Below are 24,251 nucleotides of genomic sequence, written 5' to 3'. Positions count from 1 at the left end.
GCACAAAGAAAAACCGTCTCAGCGTTAGCTGGACGGTTTGGAATTCAATTTATAACTTACATAAGAGCATCAATAGCGTAATCACCAGCTCCGATTAAAGCAACCCCAAGAGCGGTAACGAGTAGAATGAGATTATATTCAAATCCATTGGAGGTTACCCAGTACCCGTTTTTGCCATGAACTTTAATAATAGCCATGATCATTGTAATAATAATAAGAGCCGCGCCAACTTCTGTCCATAAACCAGCGGCGAAGAGCAGGCCACCACCTAATTCTGCTAAACCAGCAACTACCGCCATCATGACACCAGGTTTGATACCGATGGATTCGAAGAATCCGCCTGTACCTTTAGGTCCATAACCACCAAACCAACCAAACAATTTCTGTGTACCATGTGCCGCCATCGTTAACCCAATCACCAAACGAATAATAAGAAGTCCTAAAGCCATTACTAACATCTCCCCTGTAGATATATTTTGTTTAACAACTTACTTTATGTTAGTATATTATTACGAAGCACTTACTTTTGTCAAGCGACTATGCTAAAATAGTTTATACAGAAGTGTGTGAAGCCGTATTCAGCAAGAACTCGAAGGAGATGATTAAGATGGAAAACTATCAACTATGTCCCAAATTCGAGCATGCATTCGAACTTCTGGGAAAACGTTGGACAGGACTTATCGTAAATGTGTTGCTATCTGGGCCAAAGCGGTTTAAAGATATCTCCGTACTAATCCCAAGTATGAGCGATCGGATGCTCTCCGAAAGATTCAAGGAATTAGAAGCAGCGGAGATTATTATTCGACATGTTTATCCAGAAACGCCGGTTCGAATCGAATATGAGTTAACGCCAAAAGGAAAAGGACTTCGTCCTGTTATGGATGAAGTACAAAAATGGGCGGACTCTTTTAACTAAAATACAAGTTGAGGACGCATAGTAAGTATGGTTATCTCTTGACTTTGCCCTTACCAATGTTTACAATAACCATAATGTAATTCCATAAGATTGTGATCCGTTGAAGGGACACAGTAGTTCGCCCCCACATGTACAGAGAAGGAAGCCTAGGCTGCAAGCTTCCGATGATGAGCGAATGAACAGACCTCCCCGAGGACCAACTGGGAACAGCGCATGGTAGAGGCGCTAAGTAGTAGTTGTGCGAGTAGCGGGCGTTAACCGCAAAGAGCAGAATTGTTTTTGCTCGCGTATGCGAGGAAGCAAGGTATGCTGAATGTGGGTGGTACCACGGGTGAATTTGATAAATCAAATCTCTCGTCCCTGACGTAAGTCGGGGGTGGGGGATTTTTTTGTTTTTCGAAAAAGCATGTAGTAGAGAAAAAGGGAGGTTACTTAGATGAGTATTCAGAAGCCAAAAGGAACACAGGATCTTCTTCCTGGCGAGGTAGAGAAATGGCAGTACCTCGAGATGAAAGCGAGAGACTTGTGTCAACGTTTTAACTACAAAGAAATTCGTTCGCCAATTTTCGAGAGTACAGAGCTTTTTTCGCGAGGGGTCGGAGAAACGACGGATATTGTCGAAAAAGAAATGTACACATTTCTGGATAAAGGCGACCGCAGCATGACGCTTCGTCCAGAAGGTACGGCTGGAGTTGTTAGAGCTTATGTAGAAAATAAGCTGTACGGGATCCCAGATCTAACGAAGCTGTTTTATGTGGGACCTATGTTCCGTTATGAACAGCCGCAAGCGGGGCGTTATCGTCAGTTTCACCAGTTCGGAATTGAAGCCTTCGGATCGGTAGATCCAAGTATTGATGCAGAAGTCATTGCGCTTGGCTACACCTTCTATAAAGAAATTGGTCTCAAAGAAGTTACTGTGGAAGTTAACTCGGTGGGTACACCAGCAGTTAGAACGGCTTACCGCGAGCAGCTTCAGACTTTCTTTGCTCCAGTGAAGGATCAGTTGTGTAAGGATTGTCAGTCTCGCTATGACCGTAATCCAATGCGAATTCTGGACTGCAAAATCGATCAAAAGCATGGTGTAGGTGCGCCTGACATTCTAGAGTTCCTGGACGAGGAATGCCGTACACACTTTGCGCAGGTACAAGAGCACTTAACGGCGATGGAAATTCCATACCGAATCAATCCTCGCCTTGTGCGCGGACTAGATTACTACACGCACACTGCTTTTGAATATAAAGCAGCTGGTATCGGTGCGATTGACACGATTGGCGGAGGCGGACGTTACAATGGTCTTGTCGAGCAAATAGGTGGACATGGAACTGATCAACCAGGAGTAGGCTTGGGTCTTGGTCTTGAGCGCATTTTGCTCGTATTGCAAGCGCAAGGTGTTGAAATTCCGAAGCCTGAACCGCTTGATGTGTACTTGATCGGGCTTGGGGAAGCAGCCGAGAAGGAAGTAACAAAGCTTCTACATCAGCTGCGCGTTCAAGGCTTGAAGGCAGAGAAGGACTATCAGGGTCGTAAGATGAAGGCTCAAATGAAATCGGCGGATCGTTTCCAAGCAACCTATGTGGCGATTCTTGGTGACGATGAGTTGGCACGCGGCGAAATTACGCTGAAGAAGATGGAAACAGGAAATCAAATCACGCTAAGTTTAGTGGATCTTGCCTCAAACGCTGCAAAGACACTATTCGAATAGACAGCTACACCAATTTGAACACTACCGAGGAGGAAATAACAATTATGATGCTCAAAACACATCATTGCGGGCAGCTTACGAAAGCCCAGGTTGGCGAAACAGTAATACTTAACGGGTGGGTGCAAAGAAGACGCGATTTAGGCGGCGTTCTATTCATTGATTTGCGCGATCGCAGTGGACTTGTACAGACCGTATTTAACCCGGACTTCTCAGGGGATGCATTGGCTATTGCGGATCGTGCTCGTAATGAGTATGTTCTTGCCGTAAAAGGGAAAGTTGTTGTACGTGATGCTGAGACCATCAACAAAAATATCCCAACAGGTGAAATCGAAATTCAAGTAACAGAAATCGAAATCATGAACGCAGCGAAAACGCCTCCGTTCTTCATCGAAGATGGCGTGGAAGTGGATGAAGCCGTTCGTTTGAAATATCGTTACCTAGACCTTCGTCGCCCAGAAATGCAACGTACCTTGATGCTGCGTTCCAAAGCATCCAATGTATTCCGTAATTTCTTAGACTCACAAGGCTTCATTGATGTAGAAACACCGATCTTGACGAAAAGCACACCAGAAGGAGCACGTGATTACTTGGTACCAAGCCGCGTGCATCCAGGCGAGTTCTTCGCGCTTCCACAATCTCCACAAATCTTCAAACAATTATTGATGGTTAGTGGTCTTGAGCGTTACTACCAAATCGCTCGCTGTTTCCGTGACGAAGATCTTCGTGCAGATCGCCAGCCTGAATTTACACAAGTCGACATCGAGACTTCTTTCTTGTCGCAAGATCAGCTTCTAGACATTTTGGAAGAGCTTGTTGTTAAATTGATGAAGGAAACAGCTAACGTTGAAATTCCTCGTCCGTTCCAACGGATTACACATGCAGATGCAATGGCAAAATACGGATCTGATAAGCCAGATCTTCGTTTTGACCTTGAGTTGAAAGATGTATCCGATATCGTTTCCACTTCAGGCGTTCAAGTATTCGCAAGTGTAGTTAACGGCGGCGGCCAAGTGAAAGCTCTGAACGCAAAAGGCTGTGGCACATGGAGCCGTAAAGAAATCGACGATCTATTGCCATTCGCAGCACGTTATGGAGCGAAAGGTCTTGCTTGGATTCAAGTGAAAGACGGCGAGTTCAAAGGGCCTATCGTGAAGTTCTTTAACGAAGCTGAAATCGCAGCGTTGACAGAGCGTTTGGGCGCGGAAGATGGAGATTTGTTGTTGTTCTCCGCTGACAAGAAAAAAGTAGTTGCTGATGTGCTTGGTAACCTTCGTTTGAAAATTGGTCGTCAACTTGGTCTTATCGATGACTCCGTCTTCAAATATGCGTGGGTTGTAGACTTCCCACTTCTTGGGTATGACGAAGAAGCGAAACGCTATGTAGCGGAACATCACCCGTTCACACGTCCGAATGAAGACGACATTCATTTCTTTGACACAGATCCAGGACAAATTCGTGCGCAAGCTTACGATCTTGTCTTGAACGGTTACGAAGTTGGCGGCGGCTCCATGCGGATTTACCAACGTGATGTACAAGAGAAAATGTTCGCAGCACTTGGTTTCTCCAAAGAGGAAGCGTATGAACAATTCGGCTTCTTGCTGGAAGCATTTGAATACGGTACGCCTCCACACGGTGGCTTTGCCTTCGGATTTGACCGCTTGGTGATGTTAATCACAGGCCGTACGAACCTAAGAGAAACGATCGCATTCCCGAAAACAGCTAGCGCAACAGACTTGTTGATGGACGCTCCGGGAACTGTTGATGATAAACAACTAGAACAACTATCGATTCGCTTAGCGCTTAAGCAGCCTGCTGCGAAAGCCTAAGAACTTTGAAGAGGAAGTGTTCCCATGCTTCACCAATTTTCGAGAACTGAATTAGCGATAGGCCCTGAGGGCCTTGAAATTATGAAAAATAGTACCGTTGTTGTACTCGGTATTGGCGGTGTCGGCTCCATCGCGGCTGAAGCTTTAGCACGATCTGGCGTTGGACGCTTAATTCTGATCGACAAAGATGTTGTCGATATCACGAATATCAACCGTCAGATCCATGCCCTTACGACAACAGTAGGTCAGCCTAAGGCTGATCTGATGCGGGACCGTATCCTTTTGATAAACCCCGAGTGTGAAGTTATTTCTCTCCGGATGTTTTATACAGAAGAAACGTATGAGCAAGTATTCGCTTATCCAATCGATTATGTGCTAGACGCAAGTGATACGATCTCGTACAAGATCCATCTGATTAAACAATGTCTTGAACGCAAAATCCCGATGATTTCTTGTATGGGTGCTGCGAACAAAATGGATCCTACGCAATTTAGAATTGCTGATATTTCGAAGACAAGTATGGATCCGATCGCACGTGTCATTCGCCAAAGATTACGTAAGGAAGGCATCAAGAAGGGCGTGAAGGTCGTATTCTCGATGGAAGAACCCATGAAGCCACGGGAAGACGTTACTGAGCAAATCGTGCCTGCGGATGCACCAGATAGACGTAAGGCGCAACAACCGCCTGCGAGTAATTCTTTTGTACCTCCTGTAGCGGGACTTATCATGGTGAGTGCGGCTGTGAAGGATTTGCTGGAGATTGGTGCGAAGAAGAAATAATAGACTTAGGGATGCCCGTGAAAATGGGTGTCTCTTTTTTTCTCTTTTACATATATCAGTTAAGTATATATTGACTCGATATAGGTATTCTGATAAATTGAAAATAGATCGAGACGGTTACAAAAATGGAGGCTTCACAACATGAATAGTCAAGATGTGATTTTGGGTTTACTAATGCACCATAGCTTATCTGGATATGACATCAAGCATAAGATGGAGACGATTTTATCCTACTTTAATAACGCGAGCTTCGGCACGATTTATCCCACGCTTAGCAAAATGGAGAAGGATGGCTTGATTACCAAGGAAAGCGTCATTCAAGAAGGCAGACCGAATAAGAATCTCTATTCCATCACCGAGGAGGGGGAACATCAATTTAAAAAGTACATGTATAGTCCAGTTGAAGACAATGAGTTCAAGTCGGATGCGATGACAAGGTTGTTTTTTGGCGAGTTTGTAGAAGCGGATATTATGGTTGGTGTGTTAGAAGAGTACCTTAAGCGAACGAAAGTAAATTTGGAGCGTTTACGTAAGCTGTACGTGGATTGCCAGCCTGAGATGTCGCCTACACAGGAAATTTGCATTCAAATTGGCATCAACAATTCAGAAAGTCAAATCCTTACCCTGACACAAGGAATAACTCGTTTGAAAAATGTAGAACAAAAGTGAGGTAGATTTAGAAATGGCGAATAAGAAAACAGGACTGATTATTTTAGCGATGGCCCTTGGACTTCTCATGTCTGCACTAGACAACACTGTGACATCTGCGGCGATTTCGCACATTATTAGCGATATTAATGGGTTTGATAAAATAAGCTGGGTATTCACCGCCTATATGCTTGCCTCAACAAGTACGATGCTTGTTTTCGGTAAGTTGTCGGATATGTTCGGTAGAAAATTGTTTTATATGATTGGGATTTCGATCTTCCTGATTGGGTCGGCCTTATGCGGTATGGCCCAGGATATGACACAGCTTATTGTATTCCGTGCCATTCAGGGTATCGGATCTGGAGCGATTTTCCCGATTTCATTTACGATCATATATACGATATTTGCCGACCCCAAGCAGGCGGCGAAGCTATCAGGCGTATTTGCAGGTATATTTGGGCTATCTTCCGTTGCAGGGCCTCAAATTGGAACGCTGTTGGCTGAATCATGGGGCTGGCGCTGGTGTTTCTACGTGAATTTGCCACTGGGAGTATTATCGTTCATTGTTTTATTTTTTGCGCTAAAAGAATCTCGCTCCGATCGTCGTCCGAAAATCGACTATTTGGGTACGCTGTTCCTCATTGTAACAACCGTTTCACTCATGCTGGCGCTTGAGTTCGGTGGTAAAGATTATTCCTGGGGCTCATGGCAAATTATTAGCATGCTAGCCGTTGCGATTGTCGTTGGTTTCTTGTTTATTCAAGTGGAGCGCCGAGCGCATGAACCCATTCTTCCGTTACCTTTATTCAAAAATCGGATGGTTCTGGCTACTGTCTTAGCTTGTCTGTGTCAAGGTGCTATTATGTTTTCGGCGATTGCTTATTTGCCTATTTTTTCAACAGCGGTTCTGGGCAATGCGAATTCCAATAGTTTGCTGACTCCTATGATGTTCTCCTTAATGGTTGGTGCTGTTGGCTTTGGGTTCTTGCAACGCTACTTCAGTTTTCGTGCTGTTTTCGCTTTCAGTATGACAGCGGGTATTGTTGTAAGTTACCTGCTCAGCGTAGTAAGTCATGATGCAAGTAAGTTCTATATGATCGTGCTTATGGTCATTCTTGGCGTTGGTGCGATCGGACCCTTAATGAGTGTTGCTCAAAATGCCGTTGCGCAAAGTGTAGACCGCAAATATATCGGTGTCAGCTCGTCGATCGTTGGGTTCTGGCGGAATATTGGCGGCGTTCTTGGGGCGTCAATTATGGCGACTATCGTGAACAATAACTACAGCAGCCTTATTCAGGATGGTGCTGCCGCTCATAATATGCCACTAGATAAGCTTGCTACGCTTGGGAACCCCGAGCAATTGATACGTGCAGGTTCAGAGCTGTCTCCAGCTACAATGAACTTCCTGCGTGACTCGCTAGGAACAGCGATCAATCATGGCTTTATTCTAAGTATTGCCTTTGGTGTTGTTGGGTTAGGTGCTGCATTTATAGCGGGACCTCTGCGTTTCGCAGTCCCAGCACCTCGTCAGGATGCCCAGCCGGAGCCTGTTGTTTCTCACTAATTATGGCTCCTCCATGCGAATTCCAAGCATTGGAGGAGTTTTTCTTTGGATAGACATGACATGCCAATCCAGGCAAGGTATAATGGACAGACTAACTTTTAACACCAAGTAAAGGAAACTAATCATGGATTTGTTTACATATGCGTCATCACAAGATCCAGTGGGCAAGCTGCTTGCCGATCGGATGCGGCCAACCACATTGGACGAATATATAGGCCAAGAACAAATCGTTGGCAAAGGCAAGCTCCTGCGACGGGCAATTGAGGCTGATCAAGTGACCTCGATTCTTCTCTATGGACCTCCTGGGACAGGTAAGACGACGCTAGCGAACATTATTGCTAATCGGACCCAAGGCGAATTTATGAAGCTTAACGCTGTTGATGCTTCCGTTAAGGACGTTCGTGAGATCATCGAGCTGGCCAAAAGCACGAAAGCGATGTACGGGCGTAAAACGACCTTGTTTCTGGACGAAGTCCATCGCTTCAACACCTCGCGGCAGGATGCGCTGCTTCCTGCTGTGGAGCAGGGCATCCTCATCTTCATCGGTGCGACCACAGAGAACCCCTTTCACCATGTGAACGGGGCCCTCTTGTCGCGCTCGACGCTGTTTCAACTCGAGCCTCTCACGGCGGAGCATGCGCTCATCGCCATGCGAAGAGCGATCGCCGACCCCGTGAAGGGGCTCGGCTTCATGCGCCTCCACGTGGACGAGGAGGCGTTAGAACACATCGGGCAGATGGCCAATGGCGACATCCGCCGATCCTTGAACGCGCTGGAGCTCGCAGCGCTGACGACCTCCCCTGAACCGGACGGCACGGTTCATATCACGCGCGAGGTGGCGGAAGAGTCGATCCGCCGCCCGATCGTGAAAGCGGACGAGTCGACGCAGTATGACGTCTTGTCCGCCTTTCACAAGAGCGTGCGCGGCTCTAGCGATGCCGCGCTGTTCTGGTTCCTCTATGCCGTCGAGAAGCTCGGCATGGATCCTATGACCTTCCTGCGGCGTCTGATCGTCGCTTGCAGTGAAGATATCGGACTCGCCAATCCGCAGGCGATGGTCCAGTCTGTCACCGCGATGGACGCCTACCATAAGATCGGCTGGCCGGAATCGAAGTACATCATTTCCCAGGCAATTTTATTCGCGGTGGAGAGTCCAAAGTCCAATTCGATACCGCTCGCGATCATGCGGGCACAAGAGTTGATGGAGCGAGTGAAATCAGCGGAGGTTCCGCTTCATTTGCGCGACACACATTACAAAGGTGCGGAAAAACTTGGTCACAAAGGTTATATGTATCCGCATAATTATCCAGGGCATTTCGTTCGACAACAATACTTGCCGGATGAGATTCAGCATGAAGTGATTTTTGCAGCAACCAATCAAGGGACAGAAGAGAAGATGAAACTGAACCAACACAAAAGAAGAGGGACACCTACAGATTCATAGAATCCGTAGAGTCCCTCTATTTTCTTGCTCCATGAGGATCGTGAACACTTTTTCGGTAACGGGATCATAACGAATGGAGACGATGAGTGGAAACTCAGCACCATTCTTTTTGACCCAGAATCGGAACTGCTGCTGAACGACGCCCGGCGCTACAGTTGATTTTCCAATGTATTTGTAATCCAGCAACGTATACACCTTACCGGCCTCGTGAAAGGCAAGGCGGCTCCATTTGGCATAAGAGGGATCTTGAACAGGCACTCTTTTCGTATGGCCGCCGTAGCCTAGTTGGATCGTTTCTGCAAGCACAGGGGAAGATCCAATCCAGCTCAGGCCGAATATGAGTAAAATAGCTATAATTTTGCTCAGTTTCGCTCACACCTTTCGCTAATAGACTGCGCGACGTGGGGAGCTTGCATGCGCAATGTGCGAGCGGTAAATAACAGCAAAACGTGGTCTAAAAGCATGATCCCTCGTGGTAACCTCGAAATCTGAGCCTATAGTGAGGCTCTCCGAAATGAAGTTCCTAGAGTTTTTCGCTACATGCTACTACTTGCGGCGAAATAGATGTATTTTGTACAGCTAATTCTTCGGAGTTTCCCTCGAAAATCTGAATAACTGGATTTCCTCCAGTTAATTTCAACTATTTATGCCAATATAGCCAAATAGGGCAGAATGAACTACATATAATCCATCTAAATCGATTTTCCAAGTGGATTTCCACGAATTAGCTGTACTCTTTCCAGTTATCCTATATTTCTAGCACACCCACCAAGAAGCTGCTTCAGCAAACAAGTCTGTCTCGCCACCTTAGTTGCTTAAGCAAACAAGCCAAACAAAAAAGGAGCACCAAAGTGCTCCTTTCCACTTTACAATTTAAAAATCTTCCCTAAGTACTTAGCAGCAGCTTCGCTATACTTGTCCTGCAACAGCGTTCGCAACTGAGCTTTAGCTTCAGGTGTTGGAAGGGTATTCTTCTCGATCCCATGCAGCTCCATCCAATGCGAAGCAGTCATGTAACAGGTGCCGTTCCATCCGTTTTTCGTGCCATTAGCGTTCAATCGTTCACTAATCCCTGCAATCACGATATCAGCTTTACTCTGCAAGTCGATCAGTGCACGATCAAATTCATTTTTAGATTCTTTGGATTTCAAATCGGTCGCAGCACGCAAAGCTTTCACATCAATGCCTTCATTACCTGCAATAGCGTGATACACATCGACGGCCGCTTTGGACAGCTCTCCATCGGAATACCGCTCGTCCACCGTGTAGGGGTCTTCAAGTAAGTTTTTTATGAGTGGGAAGAGATCAGAAGAGATCAACAGTGGTTTCTTGGCAAAAAATCGCCCATAAGCAGCAAGCCCATCACCCGGTAGGCGATCGCGCCAAAGCCAAGGATCTGTCTCTAAACCTGTATGCCACTGTTCCTGGACCGTTAGGGAATCCAGAGAAGGATGCTCAGGCATGAACGAAGAAAGGGGAAGAATACCAATCTCCTTAACGAGCCTCGTTACATCTTCATACGTATCAGCTTTCATCGTTACCTCGTTCATAGCCATACCCATTCTCCTCTGCATTAGCTTCTATTCATTTATCTCTAGTCTTTTTTATCTCTAATTTTTGCTTCTATCCCTAAACCTGTGTACATATCTCTTATTTTCGCTTTATCTCTACCTTGCATTTTTCGCTCTCACTCGCGCTAACTCTTACTTATGAACCTTATCAATCACACCGCCACCTAGACATATCTCCCCATCGTAAAAGACAACGGATTGGCCTGGTGTGACTGCTTTTTGCGGCTTATCAAAAACAACTTCGCAGCTGCCATCAGGCTGCAAGGTAATCACAACCCCTTGATCCGCTTGGCGATAACGGAATTTGGCTGTACACGTGTATGGACCTTCTGGTTTCTTGGAAGAAATCCAATTCAGATCAGTCGCTGTCAGTCCCTTGGAGTAAAGCCCTGGATGCTGTTCACCTTGAACGACGAGCAACTCATTCGTCTCCAAGTTTTTATCCACTACGAACCATGGCTCACCTGAGCCTGATCCACCAATTCCGAGACCTTGTCTTTGTCCTAACGTATAGTACATCAACCCGTCATGGCGGCCCTTGATCTCACCGTTACGAATATCAACCATATTGCCTGGTCGAGCAGGGAGGTATTGGCTGAGGAATGTTTTGAAATCGCGCTCGCCAATGAAACAAATCCCCGTACTATCTTTCTTCTTCGCCGTTGCTAGTCCAGCTGCTTCAGCAATTTCACGAACCTTAGACTTAGGCAGGTGACCGATCGGGAACATGGCTCTAGCAAGTTGCTGTTGATTAAGCACGTTAAGGAAGTAAGTTTGATCCTTGTTCGAATCATTTCCGCGCATCAGCACGAATTCACCATCTTGTTCCTTCACTTGCGCATAATGACCAGTTGCGATGTAATCGCCGCCTAAATCAAGCACTTTTTGAAGCAATTCCCCAAATTTGATTTCACGGTTACACATAACGTCGGGGTTGGGGGTACGTCCCTTGGTGTACTCGTCCAAGAAGTAGGCAAAAACCTTGTCGTAATACTGCTTCTCGAAATTTACTGTATAGAAAGGGATGTCGAGCTGGTCACAGACCCGTCTGACATCCTCTGCGTCTTCTTCTGCGGTGCAATGACCAAATTCGTCAGTATCGTCCCAATTTTTCATGAAAATGCCAATTACTTCATATCCTTGCTCCTTAAGCAGCAGCGCGGCAACGGAAGAATCGACACCTCCAGACATCCCCAGGATGATACGTTTTTTTGTTTGCATAGCGTAAACCTCTTTTCCATCTTGCTTGACTTTGTGGAGCTGTTTTATTTTGAACACTACTATTATACATGCCAATTGCTCAAAATTAAAATATTTCATGAGAATGTCATTGTTTTTCCCCCACAATACAAGGGTTTTGTGATAACATAGATACGATATACGGATGTTTTGGAATGTTTTTGCGAAAAATGGAAACGCTGTTTACCTAGATAGGGACGACCCTGGTGTTAAAGCGTGGGTAGCAAGGTTGGTAAGCATCTCAAGTTTTAGCGATATATACAGACTCCTTGATGGCATATCATGTTGAATGAGGTGTTAATTTTGAAAATTTCCACAAAAGGTCGTTATGGTCTAACGATCATGATGGAATTAGCTAACCGAGTGGGTGAAGGACCAACTTCACTGAAGAGTATTGCTGAGAGACATCAGCTTTCTGAACATTATCTTGAACAACTTGTAGCTCCTTTGCGCAATGCGGGTTTAGTCAAAAGTATTCGCGGAGCTTACGGTGGCTATATTCTTTCTAAATCTGCCGAGCAGGTAACTGCAGGAGAAGTAATTCGTGTACTTGAAGGACCGATCAGCCCCGTAGATTTTACGGAAGAGGATGATCCTGCCAAACGGGACTTGTGGATTCGCATACGCGATAGCATTGCGGAAGTGCTGGACTCCACAACATTGGCGAACCTGATTTCTTTTGAGGATAAAGGCAAAAACGATAATTACATGTTTTACATTTAAGGTGACTCATGGAACCCATTTATCTAGATCATGCTGCAACAACGCCTGTACATGCTGATGTATGGGAGGCTATGTTGCCTTTCTATACAGCAAATTATGGTAATCCTTCCAGCACGCATAGCTTTGGTCGAGCAGCAAGAACAGCGCTGAATCGCTTCCGCGATGGCATGGCGAAATCACTAGGCTGTTTGCCTAGTGAGCTGATCTTCACAAGCGGTGGAACAGAAAGTAATAACATGGCGATCTTTGGGATCATGCAGGGGGAGCAAGCCGGCAAGAAGCATATCGTGACTACAACGATTGAGCATCATGCCGTGCTGCATCCCTGCGAACACTTGGAAAGTCTTGGATTTGAAGTCACATACCTCCCAGTAGGTTCGGATGGACTTATTCAAATAGAAGATGTTAAAGCAGCTATTCGTCCCGATACGGCTTTAATCTCTATGATGTATGTGAATAATGAAGTGGGTACGATTCAACCAATTGAGCAAGTTGGCCTGCTCGCAAGAACGCATGGCATTCCCTTTCATGTCGATGCGGTGCAAGCTTTAGGAAAGATTCCCTTGAATCTTACTGAGCTGCCGGTCGATCTCTTGAGTCTGTCCGCTCACAAAATTTATGGCCCCAAAGGTGCTGGAGCCCTCTACGTCTCCAAACATACGAAGTTGCTTCCTCACGTATTCGGTGGCTCGCAAGAACGCAAGCGCCGTGCAGGTACTGAAAATGTCCCCGCTATCGCCGGCTTCTCGAAAGCAGTTGAAACCATTCTTCCGCTCCAAGAACGCAACTACACCCAAGCCAGTGAGCTTCGCGAACACATGATTTCCATCTTAGAACAGCAATTGGGCTGTGATGCGTTTACGATTAACGGGCATATGGAACAGAGTGTCCCGCACATTCTAAACATTTCTTTTCCAGGGATCTCAACTGAAACACTTTTAATGAACCTTGATTTAGATCAGGTAGCTGCTGCAAGCGGCTCCGCATGCACATCTGGCTCACTGGAAATCTCACATGTCTTACAAGCCATGAAACTTCCAGAAAATGTGACACATTCCGCGGTACGATTTAGCTTTGGAATGGGGAATTCTAAAGAACAAATCGAAACGGCTGCCCATAAAGTTGCAACCATTATCCATCGGTTGCGTAATAAGTAGTACTGGGTGGTTCTAGGAGGCGTTGCGTTTGCGCAGAGCGCATGAATTAATAGGACTTCCCGTGTTAACCGTTGAGTCGGGTAAGCAAGTAGGCGAAGTAAAGGATTTATTGATTGACCCAACGTGGAACATAAGCGGCATTGTGCTCGAAGCGAAGACATGGTTCTCGTCCTTACGTTACATCTCATGGGAGGGAATCGTCTCAGCCGGAGAGGATGCTATAACCATACCGAACGAAAGTGTCATTTGCGAATTTGGGCAGAAGAATGAGTGCCATGCTTTTCTTGAGGGAAGCGACAAGATTAAAGGACTCCCAGTCGTCACGGTGGGAGGGCACGAATTAGGCGTGGTAGAAGATGTTTATTTAAACCAGAATTGGGGAAAACAAATAGTAGGTTATGAATTGTCCGAAGGGTTTATTTCTGATTTAAAAGAAGGGCGAAAGTGGCTTCCCATGCCAGAATCGGCAACCATGGGGGAAGATGCGATCATCGTGCCTGGACATTGCGCTCAGGAAGTAGAAGAACTCTTCGTATCCAAAGAAGAATAGGGTGAGCATGATGCGTTGTCCAAACTGTAATTCCAAAGATATTGGAAAGATCGGTTCCCATCAATTTTACTGCTGGGGTTGTTTTATCGAACTCAGCGTAAACGGAGATAAAATGTCCGTTTATCAAGTCGAGGAAGATGGTACGTTAAGTTCTCTGGATGATTTGTTTTTTGAGGAAGAAGTTTCTCATATCCACGAGCACGTGAACTAAAGTTAACATGTTGAAACGTTAGTGTTCGAGCGAGAATTCGCTTGAGCCCTAGCGTTTTTTTGTCATTCGGTGCCAACCAAGGGTTAATTTGGGCGAGTTGTACACATACTGTATGAGCGCGAGCTTGAATTCAAATGACAGAGGTGGAGGCAGCATGGAAAGCTTCTCGAGTAATAAATGGTTTAAAGGACTGATTTATGCCTTATTAATCTTAGTCGGTTTATATTTGCTTATTCTCATAAAACCTATCTTATTTCACCTTTTCACATTCATCAAAGCCATAGTCATGCCGTTTTTCATAGCGGTCATTATCTCGTATATTTTAAATCCAGTTGTCACGATATTGAATAAACGGAAAGTGCCAAGAACGATTGCCGTCCTGTTGATTTATAGTGTTTTTATCACATCGGTGACGGTCATTATCATGAATATGACCCCCATGTTTGTAGAGCAGGCTGCTGAATTAAATGAACATATGCCACAAATGGCGATGAAAGCTCAGTCCCTTGTTGACGGCTTTAATCAAAATCAACTACTGCCGGACAGTGTGCGAAATGGGTTTAATCACTCGATAGGGAAACTGGAGTCGAAGATTTCTATGGCGGTCGCCAATTACATGAATCAGATTGGGACGACGATCAATATGCTGTTTATTGCTTTTATCGTGCCATTCCTTGCTTTCTACATCTTGAAGGATTTCCAAATTATTGAGAAAACGGCATTAGCCATCGTACCTGTGAAGCATCGCAAAAAAACCGTCTCCCTGCTTATGGACATTGATACGGCGCTTGGCAACTATATTCGGGGACAGCTTCTCGTGTGCTTCATTATTGGCGTTCTTGCTTATCTTGGCTATTGGTTGATTGGCATGCCATATCCGTTGCTGCTTGCTAGCGTGGTCGCAATCTTCAATATCATCCCTTACATGGGGCCCTTCTTTGGTGCGGCGCCTGCCATTATTATGGCTTCAACTGTCTCGTTGAAAATGGTGCTGTTCGTCGCACTGGTCAATTTGACCGTGCAGATTCTCGAGGGGAATGTGATTTCTCCCCAAGTGGTTGGCAAAACCTTGCACATGCATCCGTTGTTTATCATTTTCGCCTTGCTGGTTGGGGGAGAAGTAGCGGGAGTTGTAGGATTAATCTTGGCAGTACCCTTCTTCGCGGTGATGAAAGTCATCATTCAGCATGTGTTTATCCACTTTGTTCATAAGCCAACGACCTAGCCAGTCCATGCCTAACAAGTAGAAAAACGCACAAAACCCCCTGAGCATGACTTGCGGGATCATGGTCCAAGGGGTTTTGCACGAGGGTTGAGGAGTTTTGAAAGGTTGTGGCCCATACGTAAACCATAAAATGGACTACGGAATAAGTGAGTAATAAACAAGCTGTTAGTTGATGTCTTCGATAATGAAAATCATTATCATTAAAATTAGTATACTTCTATTGAGAATCATTGTCAATGGTGATTTTTAATCTGATATAACGGAAGAAGAACCTTATTTTAGATGCTTGTTTTTATCATCGCCTTGGCTGTCGTCCTCTTCTTTTTGTTCTTTTTGTTCTTGAAACTCCACATGGGATTGACCTGTTATGTAGTCAAAGGGGTTGTACCGACTGTCCGGTATTTGTTTCTTAATGATTGTTTTCGCCATAATATAAATGATCAAAACGAAGATGGGGAAGATGAGGCCGAGCAAGGTAAGCGTTGAAATGTCCATTAGAAGCACCTCCATAACCTATATTCTACTCTATAATGCCTTCATATTGACAGGCAACCCCCATAAAGTTATAATTTGCCTTATCTATATGTGAATTAAAGCGTTGATGAAACTTAGTAAGCCATAGCCCATCGTCAGAGAGAAGGTTCCGCTTGGCAGTGATAGCTGCGAAGATCGGCTGGAAGAACCTTTCGGTGTTAGGATGGCCCAAAGCTCGTTTCGGAGTGTGGATGAACTCCACCGGTTGGACCCGTTACAAATCCGCACAAGGAGATTGGATTCGCCCTATGCCTCTAAGGCAGTGGGAGCACGGATACAATAACCAGGGTGGTACCGCGATGATTCGTCCCTGTTAGCTGCAGGGGCGTTTTTTGTTTGTTTGTAAACTTATCCTAAATATGGAGGCTTGACTTCGATGAAAGCAAGTGAAATTCGTTCGAAATGGTTACAATTTTTCGCAAGTAAAGGGCATAAGGTCGAGCCGAGCTCATCATTAGTTCCGCATAACGATCCATCCTTACTGTGGATTAATGCCGGTATTGCTCCGTTGAAGCCTTACTTGGATGGACGTGAAATTCCTGAGAATCCGCGGATTACGAATGCTCAGAAATGTATCCGTACAAATGATATTGAAAACGTAGGTAAAACACGTCGTCACCATACATTTTTTGAAATGCTAGGGAACTTCTCGATCGGCGATTATTTCAAAAAGGAAGTTATTCCTTGGGCATGGGAGTTCCTAACGGATCCGCAATGGATTGGCTTTGATCCGAATCGGATCTCGGTTACGGTACATGAAGATGACGAGGAAGCTTTCGAAATCTGGAATAAGCAAATCGGCATTCCAGAGGAACGTATTTATAAGCTCAAAGAAGATAACTTCTGGGATATTGGTGAAGGCCCATGCGGTCCTTGTACAGAAATTTTCTACGATCGCGGCGACAAATACGGTGATTTGTCTGATCCGGAGTGCTGGCCAGGCGGAGAGAATGAGCGCTTCCTCGAAGTGTGGAACTTGGTGTTCACACAATTCAACCATAATTCTGACGGCAGCTACACGCCTCTTCCGAATAAGAACATTGATACGGGCGCAGGCTTGGAGCGTTTTGCTTCCATTCTGCAAGATGTGGATTCCAACTTCGACACGGACCTGTTCTTGCCGATTATTGAGAAAACGTGCGAGCTAACAGGTGTTGCTTATCACGTTAATGAAGAGCACGATGTTGCGCTTAAAGTGATTGCTGACCATATCCGTACCGTTGCATTCTCAGTAGGTGATGGCGTTCTTCCTTCCAATGAAGGTCGCGGTTATATCATTCGCCGTTTGCTTCGTCGCGCAGTACGCTATGGGAAAGTGCTAGGCTTAGATAAACCGTTCTTGTTCAAGCTAGTGCCAACGGTTGGAGACATCATGGGGGTTTATTATCCTGAGGTCGTCGATAAACGCGAGTTCATTGAGAAGGTAATCCGTACCGAAGAAGAGCGTTTCCATGAGACGCTAAGCGATGGCTTGATCATTCTTGCCGAAATGGTACAGAAAACCCAGCAAGCCGGCACGAATCAAATCAGCGGACCTGATGCATTCAAGCTTTATGATACGTATGGCTTCCCTTTCGATTTGACGGAGGACTTCGCGTCAGAGAAAGGGCTGACTGTGGATCGTGCAGGTTTCGATGCTTCGATGCAAGAGCAGCGTGATCGTGCACGCGCAGCAAGTAACAAAGAGGGCGGCATGAAGGTTCAAGGCGGACCGCTGTCGGAATTAACGATTAAAAGCGAATTTGTTGGATATAATGAATTGGTAGTTACTGCTAATATCACAGCTATCGTGCACGAGAATGAGCTCGTGGAGCTTGTTGGTGTTGGTGAGACTTGCCAAGTCGTTCTAGATCGTACGCCTTTCTATGCAGAGAGCGGTGGTCAAGTTAGCGATCATGGCACAATTCGCAACGAGCAGGTAACTTTGCAAGTTGTTGATGTGATGAAAGCTCCACATGGTCAGCATGTACACAAAGTCATCGTAGAGTCGGGTGTGCTGCGTCAAGGTGAGGCCGTTGTGGCAACGGTAGCTTCTGCACCACGTACCGACATTATTAAGAACCATACGGCAACACACTTGCTGCACAAAGCACTTAAGGAAGTGCTGGGGACGCATGTAAATCAAGCGGGTTCACTTGTTGAGCCAGATCGCTTGCGTTTTGACTTCTCCCATTTCGGCTCCATCACAAGTGAAGAGCTGCAAGATGTGGAACAACGTGTGAATCAACAAATTTGGAATAGCACGAATGTGGATATTTCCCTCAAAGCGATCGCGGATGCGAAAGCAATGGGCGCAATGGCGTTGTTCGGTGAGAAGTACGGCGATATCGTTCGCGTTGTACAAGTCGGGGACTATTCGTTAGAGCTTTGTGGTGGCTGTCACGTTCAAAATACAAGCCAAATCGGTTTGTTCAAAATCGTAAGTGAGTCGGGGATTGGCTCCGGCGTACGTCGTATTGAAGCTGTTTCTGGACGCAGCGCGTATGAGTATTTAGATGGTCAACTGCAATTGTTGAAAGAAGCGGCTGGCTTGCTGAAGTCGAACATCACGGATGTTCCTAAACGTGTTGATGCTACCTTACAGCAAATGAAAGAACTGGCGCGTGAGAATGAATCGCTTCGTGGTAAGCTCGGTCGTATTGAAGCAGGTTCGCTCACGGATCAAGTGAAACAAGCAGCAGGTGTTTCTGTTCTGGCTGCGCAAGTCAATGCTGCGGATATGGATTCTCTTCGTAACATCGTTGATGAGATGAAAGGGAAGCTAGGTTCGGCTGTCATCGTTCTTGGCGCTGCTACAGAAGATAAAGTCAATCTGGTAGCTGCTGTAACACCTGATCTCGTTTCTAAAGGCTTCCATGCGGGTAAAATTATTAAAGAAGTCGCACAGGCGGTTGGCGGAAGCGGTGGCGGTCGTCCGGATATGGCACAGGCTGGCGGCAAGGATGCATCCAAATTGCAGGCAGCATTAGCTAGTGTCGAGGGGCTCCTTTCCCAATTCGTATAATTATTTTTCTAATGGACAGGAATTTTTAAAACCATAGAGAATATATCACATGTATAACGTAAGTTTTTTCAAATATTTTACAAGGTCACAAGGAAGTGGGGTGCTCCTGATGAGTTCCATGGACAAAACAATGAAGTTCAATGTGAAGGCGGAAGAGATCGAGACTTCGCCGAAGGATGTGTTGCTGGCGGTGTATGATGCTCTTCAGGAAAAAGGGTATAATCCGATTAACCAAATTGTTGGTTACTTGCTTTCGGGGGATCCTGCCTACATTCCGCGTCATAATAATGCGAGAAGCCTCATTCGTAAACGGGAACGGGATGAACTGATTGAAGAATTAGTTCGTGCTTATCTGGGCCAACACAAATAGAAGAAAAGAGAACCAGCATGAGATGGATGGGCTTGGATTATGGGGATAAAACCATCGGTGTCGCATTAAGCGATGAGCTCGGATGGACGGCTCAAGGACTTGAAGTCATTCGCCGTAATAAGCCGGGAGAAGACTTTGAACGGCTTATCCAGATTGTTAATGAATATGGCGTATCGCAAGTTGTTGTCGGGTTGCCTAAGAATATGAACAATACGATTGGGCCTCGCGGCGAGATTGCGATTGCTTTTTCAGAAGAATTAAAACAAAAGATCAGTGTACCAGTACACCTATGGGATGAGCGATTAACAACCGTAGCCGCCACACGGACGCTTCTTGAAGCAGATGTAAGCCGGAAGAAACGGAAGCTAGTCATTGATAAGATGGCCGCACAGCTTATTCTACAAGGGTATATGGATGCCAATATGAAGAGGTGAATGAACATGTCCAAAGAAGAATTGCGTGAAGAAGAACCAGAAATCATTTACATCCCGGACGATGAAGGCAACGAAGAAGAGTTCGAGGTTATCATGAAATTCGAAGTGGACGGTTCAGATAAGAAATATATGATGGTCGTGCCTACAGACGGTGGAGACGAAGAATCCGACGAAGTGTATGCTTTCCGTTATGAAGAAGACGACGACGGCGAGGACTTGAAGCTTTTCACCATTGATGATGAAGAAGAGTGGAACATTGTGGAAGAAACGTTCAACACCTTAATGGCGGAGTTCGATGAGGAAGAAGAAGCATGAGTTTGACAACACCTTCTGATGTATTGCGCAAAACTTACGGGGATGATATCCTGTTGTCTGACGACCAAAGTGAGTCGACGGTGTATCATCTTCTGAAAGAATTCGTCTATGAGAACCAAACGTATGCCGTTATGCAATCCGATGCACTGAAGAAGGAAGAGGAAGTTGCCCTTTTTCGTGTCATCTCGAATGATGACGGTGAATACGAACTAGTTACCATTGACGATGACGATGAGTGGGAAACGGTTTCGGAGTTATATGACGAGATGGTTTTTCCTGAGCAGGACGACTTGTAAGAAGAAGATAACCGAGCGGAGATTATCCGCTCGGTTTTGTTGTGCATATGGTTAATGATACTAAGGTAACCTACAGCCAAAGGCTTGACGATTGACATTCTTAGGAGGAATCGAAGCGTTGTGAATATGGATGATGAACTAGAAGAATCACAGAAGCCTAAGCGTGGAGTGCTGAAATGGATATTGCTTAGCTTTAGTATTGTTATATTGCTTGTTCTCGGCACAGCAGGTGGCATTGGCTTGTTTGTAGCGAGTGCGCTGCAACCAGTCGAGGCCTCGGATCAGGAGGTCCGCGTATCCATTCCGCAAGGCTCCAGTTCGATACAGATCGCAGAGGAATTGAAAACCAAGGGACTCATTAAGAATTCATCTATTTTCACGTATTATTTAAAATGGAAAAAGCAGGGCTCCAAATTTCAAGCTGGCGAATACGCGATGAAGCCAGGTATGACATTTGTAGAAATGATTGATAAGCTGAACAAGGGAGATGTCGTGAAGGAAGAAATGGTTCGTATCACGATTCCTGAAGGCTTTACAATCGACCAGATTGCCGCTAAAGTGGGCGAACAGAGCACGTGGAAGAAAGAAACGTTTCTGGGGCTTGTCGATGATCCTGCGGGCTTTAAAGAGGAGACAACAGCGTCGATTCCGGACAGCAAAAATTTAAGACATCGATTAGAGGGGTATATCTTCCCTGAAACCTATGAATTCAAGAAAGGCTCTACGGAGAAGGAATTCGTCGAGCGTTCTTTAGATCAACTAGACAAGAAACTTGCGACACTTCCACCTGATTGGAAGGACAAGTTAAAAGCGCGTAATCTCACCATTCATCAAATGCTGACAATTGCTTCGTTGATCGAACGGGAGGTTGTTGTCGATACGGAACGTGCACTCGTTTCTGGAGTCATTGTGAACCGATTGAAAATGAACATGCCGCTTCAAATCGATGCGACAGTCCAGTATTTATTCGATAAGTCGAAGGAGCGATTATTGGAAAAGGACCTTCAAATACAAAGTCCTTACAATACGTATTTGAATACAGGATTGCCTCCAGGTCCAATCGCGAGTCCTAGTCTAGCCTCCATTAAGGCGGCGATCTATCCGGAAGAAACGAAGTATGTCTTCTATGTGACCAAGAAGGATGGAACCATGGGTCATTTGTTTGCGGAAACCTTTGAAGAACACAAGAAGAATATTGCCAATAGTAAGAAGGCCACGAATTAGAAGGACGTGCGAATTAAGCTGACAGAAGGTAGGTAAGCATGACGTGAAAAGACCAGAATTAGTCATCAGCTGCAGTTCTATTGCTGAGTTGAAACAAATGATACTTGCAGGTGCAGATGCCGTTATTATAGGGGAAGATCGCTACGGGCTTAGGCTCCCAGGCGAAGTGATGCTGAACGAGATCGGAGAAGCGGTCACATGGGCACATGAACGTAATGCGAAAGTCTATGTGGCGGTCAACAATATTTTAGATAATCAAACGCTTGAAGGGTTAAAAGAATACTTAGCCTCCCTACAGTCACATGGGGTAGATGCTATTATTTTTGGAGATCCTGCTGTTGTCATGACGGTGCGCCAGTTACCTGAACCATTGCCGCTGCATTGGAATGCTGAGATGACCTCTACGAATTATGCCACAGCGAATTATTGGGGGAAGCAAGGTGCAGTACGAGTAGTACTTGCGAGAGAACTGAACATGGAGCAGGTGCTTGATTTTAAAACGAAGTCAGAGATTGCTGTAGAAGTACAAGTTCATGGGATTACGAATATTTACCACTCCAAGCGCGAGCTGGTCAAAAATTATATGGCACATCAAGGGAATAAGGTGGAAGAGGACCGTTCGAAGGAGCGGGGATTATTCCTTATCGAGCACGAGCGTCGCGATCAACGATATCCCGTTTATGAGGACCGCAATGGTACACACATTATGAGCTCCGAAGATTTCTGTATGCTGGAAAATTTGCCAGAGCTCATTGATGGGAATATCGACAGTTTGAAAATTGAAGGCTTGCTCAAATCCTCACAGTACAATGAAACGGTCGTAAAAAGCTATCGCGCCGCGATTGATGCTTATCTTGCGAATCCTGAAGGCTATGAGTTTCAGCAAGAATGGCTGGATGCGATTGTGGAGCTTCAGGATCCTGAGCGCGAGTTGAGTTTCGGGTTTTTCTATAAAGAACAGGTATATTGAGTAAAGAAAGAAGGTGCTCTCCCAGATGACGACAGCCGTAGAAGCACGAGCCAGGGGTAAGCGTGTAAGACTTGATAAGCCGGAGCTGCTAGCTCCAGCTGGTAACTTAGAGAAGCTGAAATTTGCGATCCATTATGGCGCAGATGCCGTATATATTGGTGGACAGAAGTATGGTTTACGCTCTAACGCGGATAATTTCTCCAAAGAGGAAATGCGCGAAGGGGTCGAATTTGCAAAGCGATATGGCGCTAAGGTATTCGTAGCAACGAACATCTACGCACATAATGAAGATATTGAAGGATTAGACGAGTACTTACGAGGTCTGCAGGAGGTTGGAATTTCGGCGATCATCGCTGCGGATCCCATCATCATGGAAACGTGCAGACGCGTTGCTCCTGAATTGGAAGTCCATGTAAGCACGCAGCAGTCGGTGATGAACTGGCAAACGGTTCAGTTCTGGAAAGATCAAGGCATCGAGCGTGTCGTATTGGCGCGTGAGGTCAGCATGCAGGAAATCGATGAAATTAAGGCGCATGTGGAAGTCGAAATTGAGGCCTTTATTCATGGGGCCATGTGCAGTTCTTACTCAGGACGGTGTGTCTTATCCAATCACTTTACGGATCGCGATTCGAACCGCGGTGGCTGCTCGCAATCGTGCCGTTGGAAATATGATCTATTCACCAAGGATCAGCCGCTGGATGCCCCTTTGGCGACCGATTTCCCTATGTTTGCTGAGGATGACGATGCATTTACCATGGGGTCCAAAGATTTGAGCATGATTGACCATATTGCGGATATGATCGAATCGGGTGTAGACAGCTTTAAAATCGAAGGCCGAATGAAGAGTATTCATTATGTGGCTACGGTCGTGAACGCATATCGTCAGGCGATTGATGCCTATTTCGAGGACCCAGAGCATTTCGAGCTCAATCCTCTATGGCAGGATGAAATCCACAAAGCAGCGAATCGACCATTGAATGATGGATTCTTTTATGAAGCACCTGGTCATGAGGATCATATTTTTGAACCGGAAGATAAGGTTATCGGCTTCGATTTTGTAGGCTTGGTCATGGACTACAACTCAGAAACCGGAGTTGCTCTTATTCAGCAACGGAATCATTTCAAGCCCGGCCAACAGATTGAATTCTTTGGACCTGATGGCACGCATTTTAAGCAAACAGTTGGCGTTATTCAAGATGAAGCGGGTCAAGAATTAACGGCAGCAAGACATCCTTTACAATTGGTTCAACTAAAAACCGAGAAACCTGTAAGAAAATGGGATATGATGCGGAAGAAAACAGGAAAATAGTACCATGGAAGCTTTCTCCAGTGTGGGTTATATTGGAGAAAGCTTCCTTTTTTATTCGCATGAAATTGAAAAGTTTGTTGGTTTTTGTCGACAGTTGTCTCATTGACGATGAAAATTACCTCTATAAGCGGTCGCCCATCCACGAGTAGACGCAATAAAAGTTTTCTCATACTTTTGGATCGTTTTATAGAGGATATTGGAAATACATGTCGAAATTATTTTATGACTACGCATGTAAA

At 45.5% G+C, this 24,251-nt stretch carries 26 protein-coding genes; 21 read left to right on the top strand and 5 right to left on the bottom strand.

What is annotated here, in order from left to right; all coding sequences use genetic code 11:
* Window positions 1–56: 56 nt before the first annotated feature.
* Window positions 57–458, bottom strand: coding sequence for a DoxX family protein (locus AC58QG_RS29275; RefSeq protein ID WP_497365600.1), 402 nt, complete (start codon window positions 456–458; stop codon window positions 57–59).
* A 149-nt stretch (window positions 459–607) separates the two neighbouring features.
* Here AC58QG_RS29275 and AC58QG_RS29270 point away from each other — a divergent pair, with 149 nt between their 5' ends.
* The 7 genes from AC58QG_RS29270 (at window position 608) to AC58QG_RS29240 (ending at window position 8,880) form a co-directional block, all read left to right on the top strand.
* Window positions 608–916 (top strand): winged helix-turn-helix transcriptional regulator, encoded by a 309-nt coding sequence (locus AC58QG_RS29270; protein ID WP_497365599.1) that lies wholly within the window; start codon window positions 608–610, stop codon window positions 914–916.
* Between the two features lie 436 nt (window positions 917–1,352).
* Window positions 1,353–2,618, top strand: a complete 1,266-nt coding sequence (gene hisS / locus AC58QG_RS29265; RefSeq protein WP_497365598.1) for a histidine--tRNA ligase — start codon at window positions 1,353–1,355, stop codon at window positions 2,616–2,618.
* Window positions 2,619–2,662: 44 nt separating this feature from the next.
* Window positions 2,663–4,444 carry an aspartate--tRNA ligase gene (gene aspS, locus AC58QG_RS29260; RefSeq protein ID WP_497365597.1) on the top strand — a complete coding sequence of 594 codons (1,782 nt, stop codon included), beginning with the start codon at window positions 2,663–2,665 and terminating at the stop codon, window positions 4,442–4,444.
* Window positions 4,445–4,468: 24 nt separating this feature from the next.
* A complete protein-coding gene (locus tag AC58QG_RS29255) occupies window positions 4,469–5,224 on the top strand; it encodes a tRNA threonylcarbamoyladenosine dehydratase (RefSeq protein ID WP_497365596.1) in 756 nt (251 codons plus the stop codon).
* Between the two features lie 141 nt (window positions 5,225–5,365).
* A complete protein-coding gene (locus AC58QG_RS29250) occupies window positions 5,366–5,893 on the top strand; it encodes a PadR family transcriptional regulator (protein ID WP_497365595.1) in 528 nt (175 codons plus the stop codon).
* Window positions 5,894–5,906: 13 nt separating this feature from the next.
* Window positions 5,907–7,436 carry an MFS transporter gene (locus AC58QG_RS29245; protein ID WP_497365594.1) on the top strand — a complete coding sequence of 510 codons (1,530 nt, stop codon included), beginning with the start codon at window positions 5,907–5,909 and terminating at the stop codon, window positions 7,434–7,436.
* A 124-nt stretch (window positions 7,437–7,560) separates the two neighbouring features.
* The gene (locus tag AC58QG_RS29240) at window positions 7,561–8,880 is read left to right on the top strand and encodes a replication-associated recombination protein A (protein WP_497365593.1); all 1,320 of its coding nucleotides are present in this window, start codon (window positions 7,561–7,563) and stop codon (window positions 8,878–8,880) included.
* On the opposite strand, the gene AC58QG_RS29235 is transcribed toward AC58QG_RS29240, so the two are convergent.
* The 3 genes from AC58QG_RS29235 to mnmA form a co-directional block, all read right to left on the bottom strand.
* Window positions 8,875–9,186: a DUF3889 domain-containing protein gene (locus AC58QG_RS29235; RefSeq protein WP_497365592.1), complete on the bottom strand. Its 312-nt coding sequence runs from the start codon at window positions 9,184–9,186 to the stop codon at window positions 8,875–8,877. The two genes, AC58QG_RS29240 and AC58QG_RS29235, sit on opposite strands and share 6 nt — an antisense overlap.
* Before the next feature lie 560 nt (window positions 9,187–9,746).
* The gene (locus AC58QG_RS29230) at window positions 9,747–10,436 is read right to left on the bottom strand and encodes an AlkZ-related protein (protein WP_497365591.1); all 690 of its coding nucleotides are present in this window, start codon (window positions 10,434–10,436) and stop codon (window positions 9,747–9,749) included.
* Window positions 10,437–10,583: 147 nt separating this feature from the next.
* A complete protein-coding gene (gene mnmA / locus AC58QG_RS29225) occupies window positions 10,584–11,672 on the bottom strand; it encodes a tRNA 2-thiouridine(34) synthase MnmA (RefSeq protein ID WP_497365590.1) in 1,089 nt (362 codons plus the stop codon).
* Between the two features lie 321 nt (window positions 11,673–11,993).
* On the opposite strand from mnmA, the gene cymR reads away from it, so the two are divergent.
* The 5 genes from cymR to AC58QG_RS29200 all read left to right on the top strand — a co-directional run bounded on the left by cymR (window position 11,994) and on the right by AC58QG_RS29200 (window position 15,556).
* Entirely contained in the window at window positions 11,994–12,413 is a 420-nt protein-coding gene (gene cymR, locus AC58QG_RS29220) for a cysteine metabolism transcriptional regulator CymR (RefSeq protein ID WP_057311968.1), read from the top strand.
* Between the two features lie 8 nt (window positions 12,414–12,421).
* Window positions 12,422–13,570 carry a cysteine desulfurase family protein gene (locus tag AC58QG_RS29215; protein WP_497365589.1) on the top strand — a complete coding sequence of 383 codons (1,149 nt, stop codon included), beginning with the start codon at window positions 12,422–12,424 and terminating at the stop codon, window positions 13,568–13,570.
* Window positions 13,571–13,598: 28 nt separating this feature from the next.
* Window positions 13,599–14,120 (top strand): PRC-barrel domain-containing protein, encoded by a 522-nt coding sequence (locus AC58QG_RS29210; protein ID WP_497365588.1) that lies wholly within the window; start codon window positions 13,599–13,601, stop codon window positions 14,118–14,120.
* Between the two features lie 7 nt (window positions 14,121–14,127).
* Window positions 14,128–14,331 (top strand): YrzR-like zinc ribbon domain, encoded by a 204-nt coding sequence (locus AC58QG_RS29205; RefSeq protein ID WP_028555750.1) that lies wholly within the window; start codon window positions 14,128–14,130, stop codon window positions 14,329–14,331.
* A 154-nt stretch (window positions 14,332–14,485) separates the two neighbouring features.
* Complete coding sequence (locus AC58QG_RS29200) at window positions 14,486–15,556, top strand: AI-2E family transporter (RefSeq protein ID WP_497365587.1); 1,071 nt, start codon at window positions 14,486–14,488, stop codon at window positions 15,554–15,556.
* 273 nt (window positions 15,557–15,829) lie between these two features.
* Here the strand turns inward: AC58QG_RS29200 and AC58QG_RS29195 are convergent, their stop codons facing one another.
* Window positions 15,830–16,051, bottom strand: a complete 222-nt coding sequence (locus tag AC58QG_RS29195) for a DUF3951 domain-containing protein (protein ID WP_497365586.1) — start codon at window positions 16,049–16,051, stop codon at window positions 15,830–15,832.
* A 152-nt stretch (window positions 16,052–16,203) separates the two neighbouring features.
* On the opposite strand from AC58QG_RS29195, the gene AC58QG_RS29190 reads away from it, so the two are divergent.
* The 9 genes from AC58QG_RS29190 (at window position 16,204) to AC58QG_RS29150 (ending at window position 24,012) form a co-directional block, all read left to right on the top strand.
* Entirely contained in the window at window positions 16,204–16,407 is a 204-nt protein-coding gene (locus tag AC58QG_RS29190) for a hypothetical protein (protein WP_497365585.1), read from the top strand.
* A 59-nt stretch (window positions 16,408–16,466) separates the two neighbouring features.
* Complete coding sequence (alaS, locus tag AC58QG_RS29185) at window positions 16,467–19,094, top strand: alanine--tRNA ligase (protein WP_497365584.1); 2,628 nt, start codon at window positions 16,467–16,469, stop codon at window positions 19,092–19,094.
* 109 nt (window positions 19,095–19,203) lie between these two features.
* Window positions 19,204–19,464, top strand: coding sequence for an IreB family regulatory phosphoprotein (locus AC58QG_RS29180; RefSeq protein WP_028555746.1), 261 nt, complete (start codon window positions 19,204–19,206; stop codon window positions 19,462–19,464).
* A 17-nt stretch (window positions 19,465–19,481) separates the two neighbouring features.
* Window positions 19,482–19,898 carry a Holliday junction resolvase RuvX gene (gene ruvX, locus AC58QG_RS29175; protein WP_497365583.1) on the top strand — a complete coding sequence of 139 codons (417 nt, stop codon included), beginning with the start codon at window positions 19,482–19,484 and terminating at the stop codon, window positions 19,896–19,898.
* Between the two features lie 6 nt (window positions 19,899–19,904).
* Window positions 19,905–20,213, top strand: coding sequence for a DUF1292 domain-containing protein (locus tag AC58QG_RS29170; protein ID WP_056610485.1), 309 nt, complete (start codon window positions 19,905–19,907; stop codon window positions 20,211–20,213).
* On the top strand, window positions 20,210–20,509 hold the full coding sequence (locus AC58QG_RS29165) for a DUF1292 domain-containing protein (RefSeq protein WP_497268912.1): 300 nt from the start codon (window positions 20,210–20,212) through the stop codon (window positions 20,507–20,509). The genes AC58QG_RS29170 and AC58QG_RS29165 overlap by 4 nt, the downstream gene beginning before the upstream one ends.
* A gap of 126 nt (window positions 20,510–20,635) precedes the next feature.
* Window positions 20,636–21,733, top strand: coding sequence for an endolytic transglycosylase MltG (gene mltG, locus AC58QG_RS29160; protein ID WP_497365728.1), 1,098 nt, complete (start codon window positions 20,636–20,638; stop codon window positions 21,731–21,733).
* Between the two features lie 43 nt (window positions 21,734–21,776).
* Window positions 21,777–22,703: a peptidase U32 family protein gene (locus AC58QG_RS29155; protein WP_497365582.1), complete on the top strand. Its 927-nt coding sequence runs from the start codon at window positions 21,777–21,779 to the stop codon at window positions 22,701–22,703.
* Window positions 22,704–22,728: 25 nt separating this feature from the next.
* Window positions 22,729–24,012 carry a peptidase U32 family protein gene (locus AC58QG_RS29150; protein WP_497365581.1) on the top strand — a complete coding sequence of 428 codons (1,284 nt, stop codon included), beginning with the start codon at window positions 22,729–22,731 and terminating at the stop codon, window positions 24,010–24,012.
* The last annotated feature ends 239 nt before the right edge of the window (window positions 24,013–24,251 follow it).

This window comes from Paenibacillus sp. J22P169 (assembly GCF_059691995.1).
This window is presented reverse-complemented; position numbering and strand designations above follow the sequence as displayed.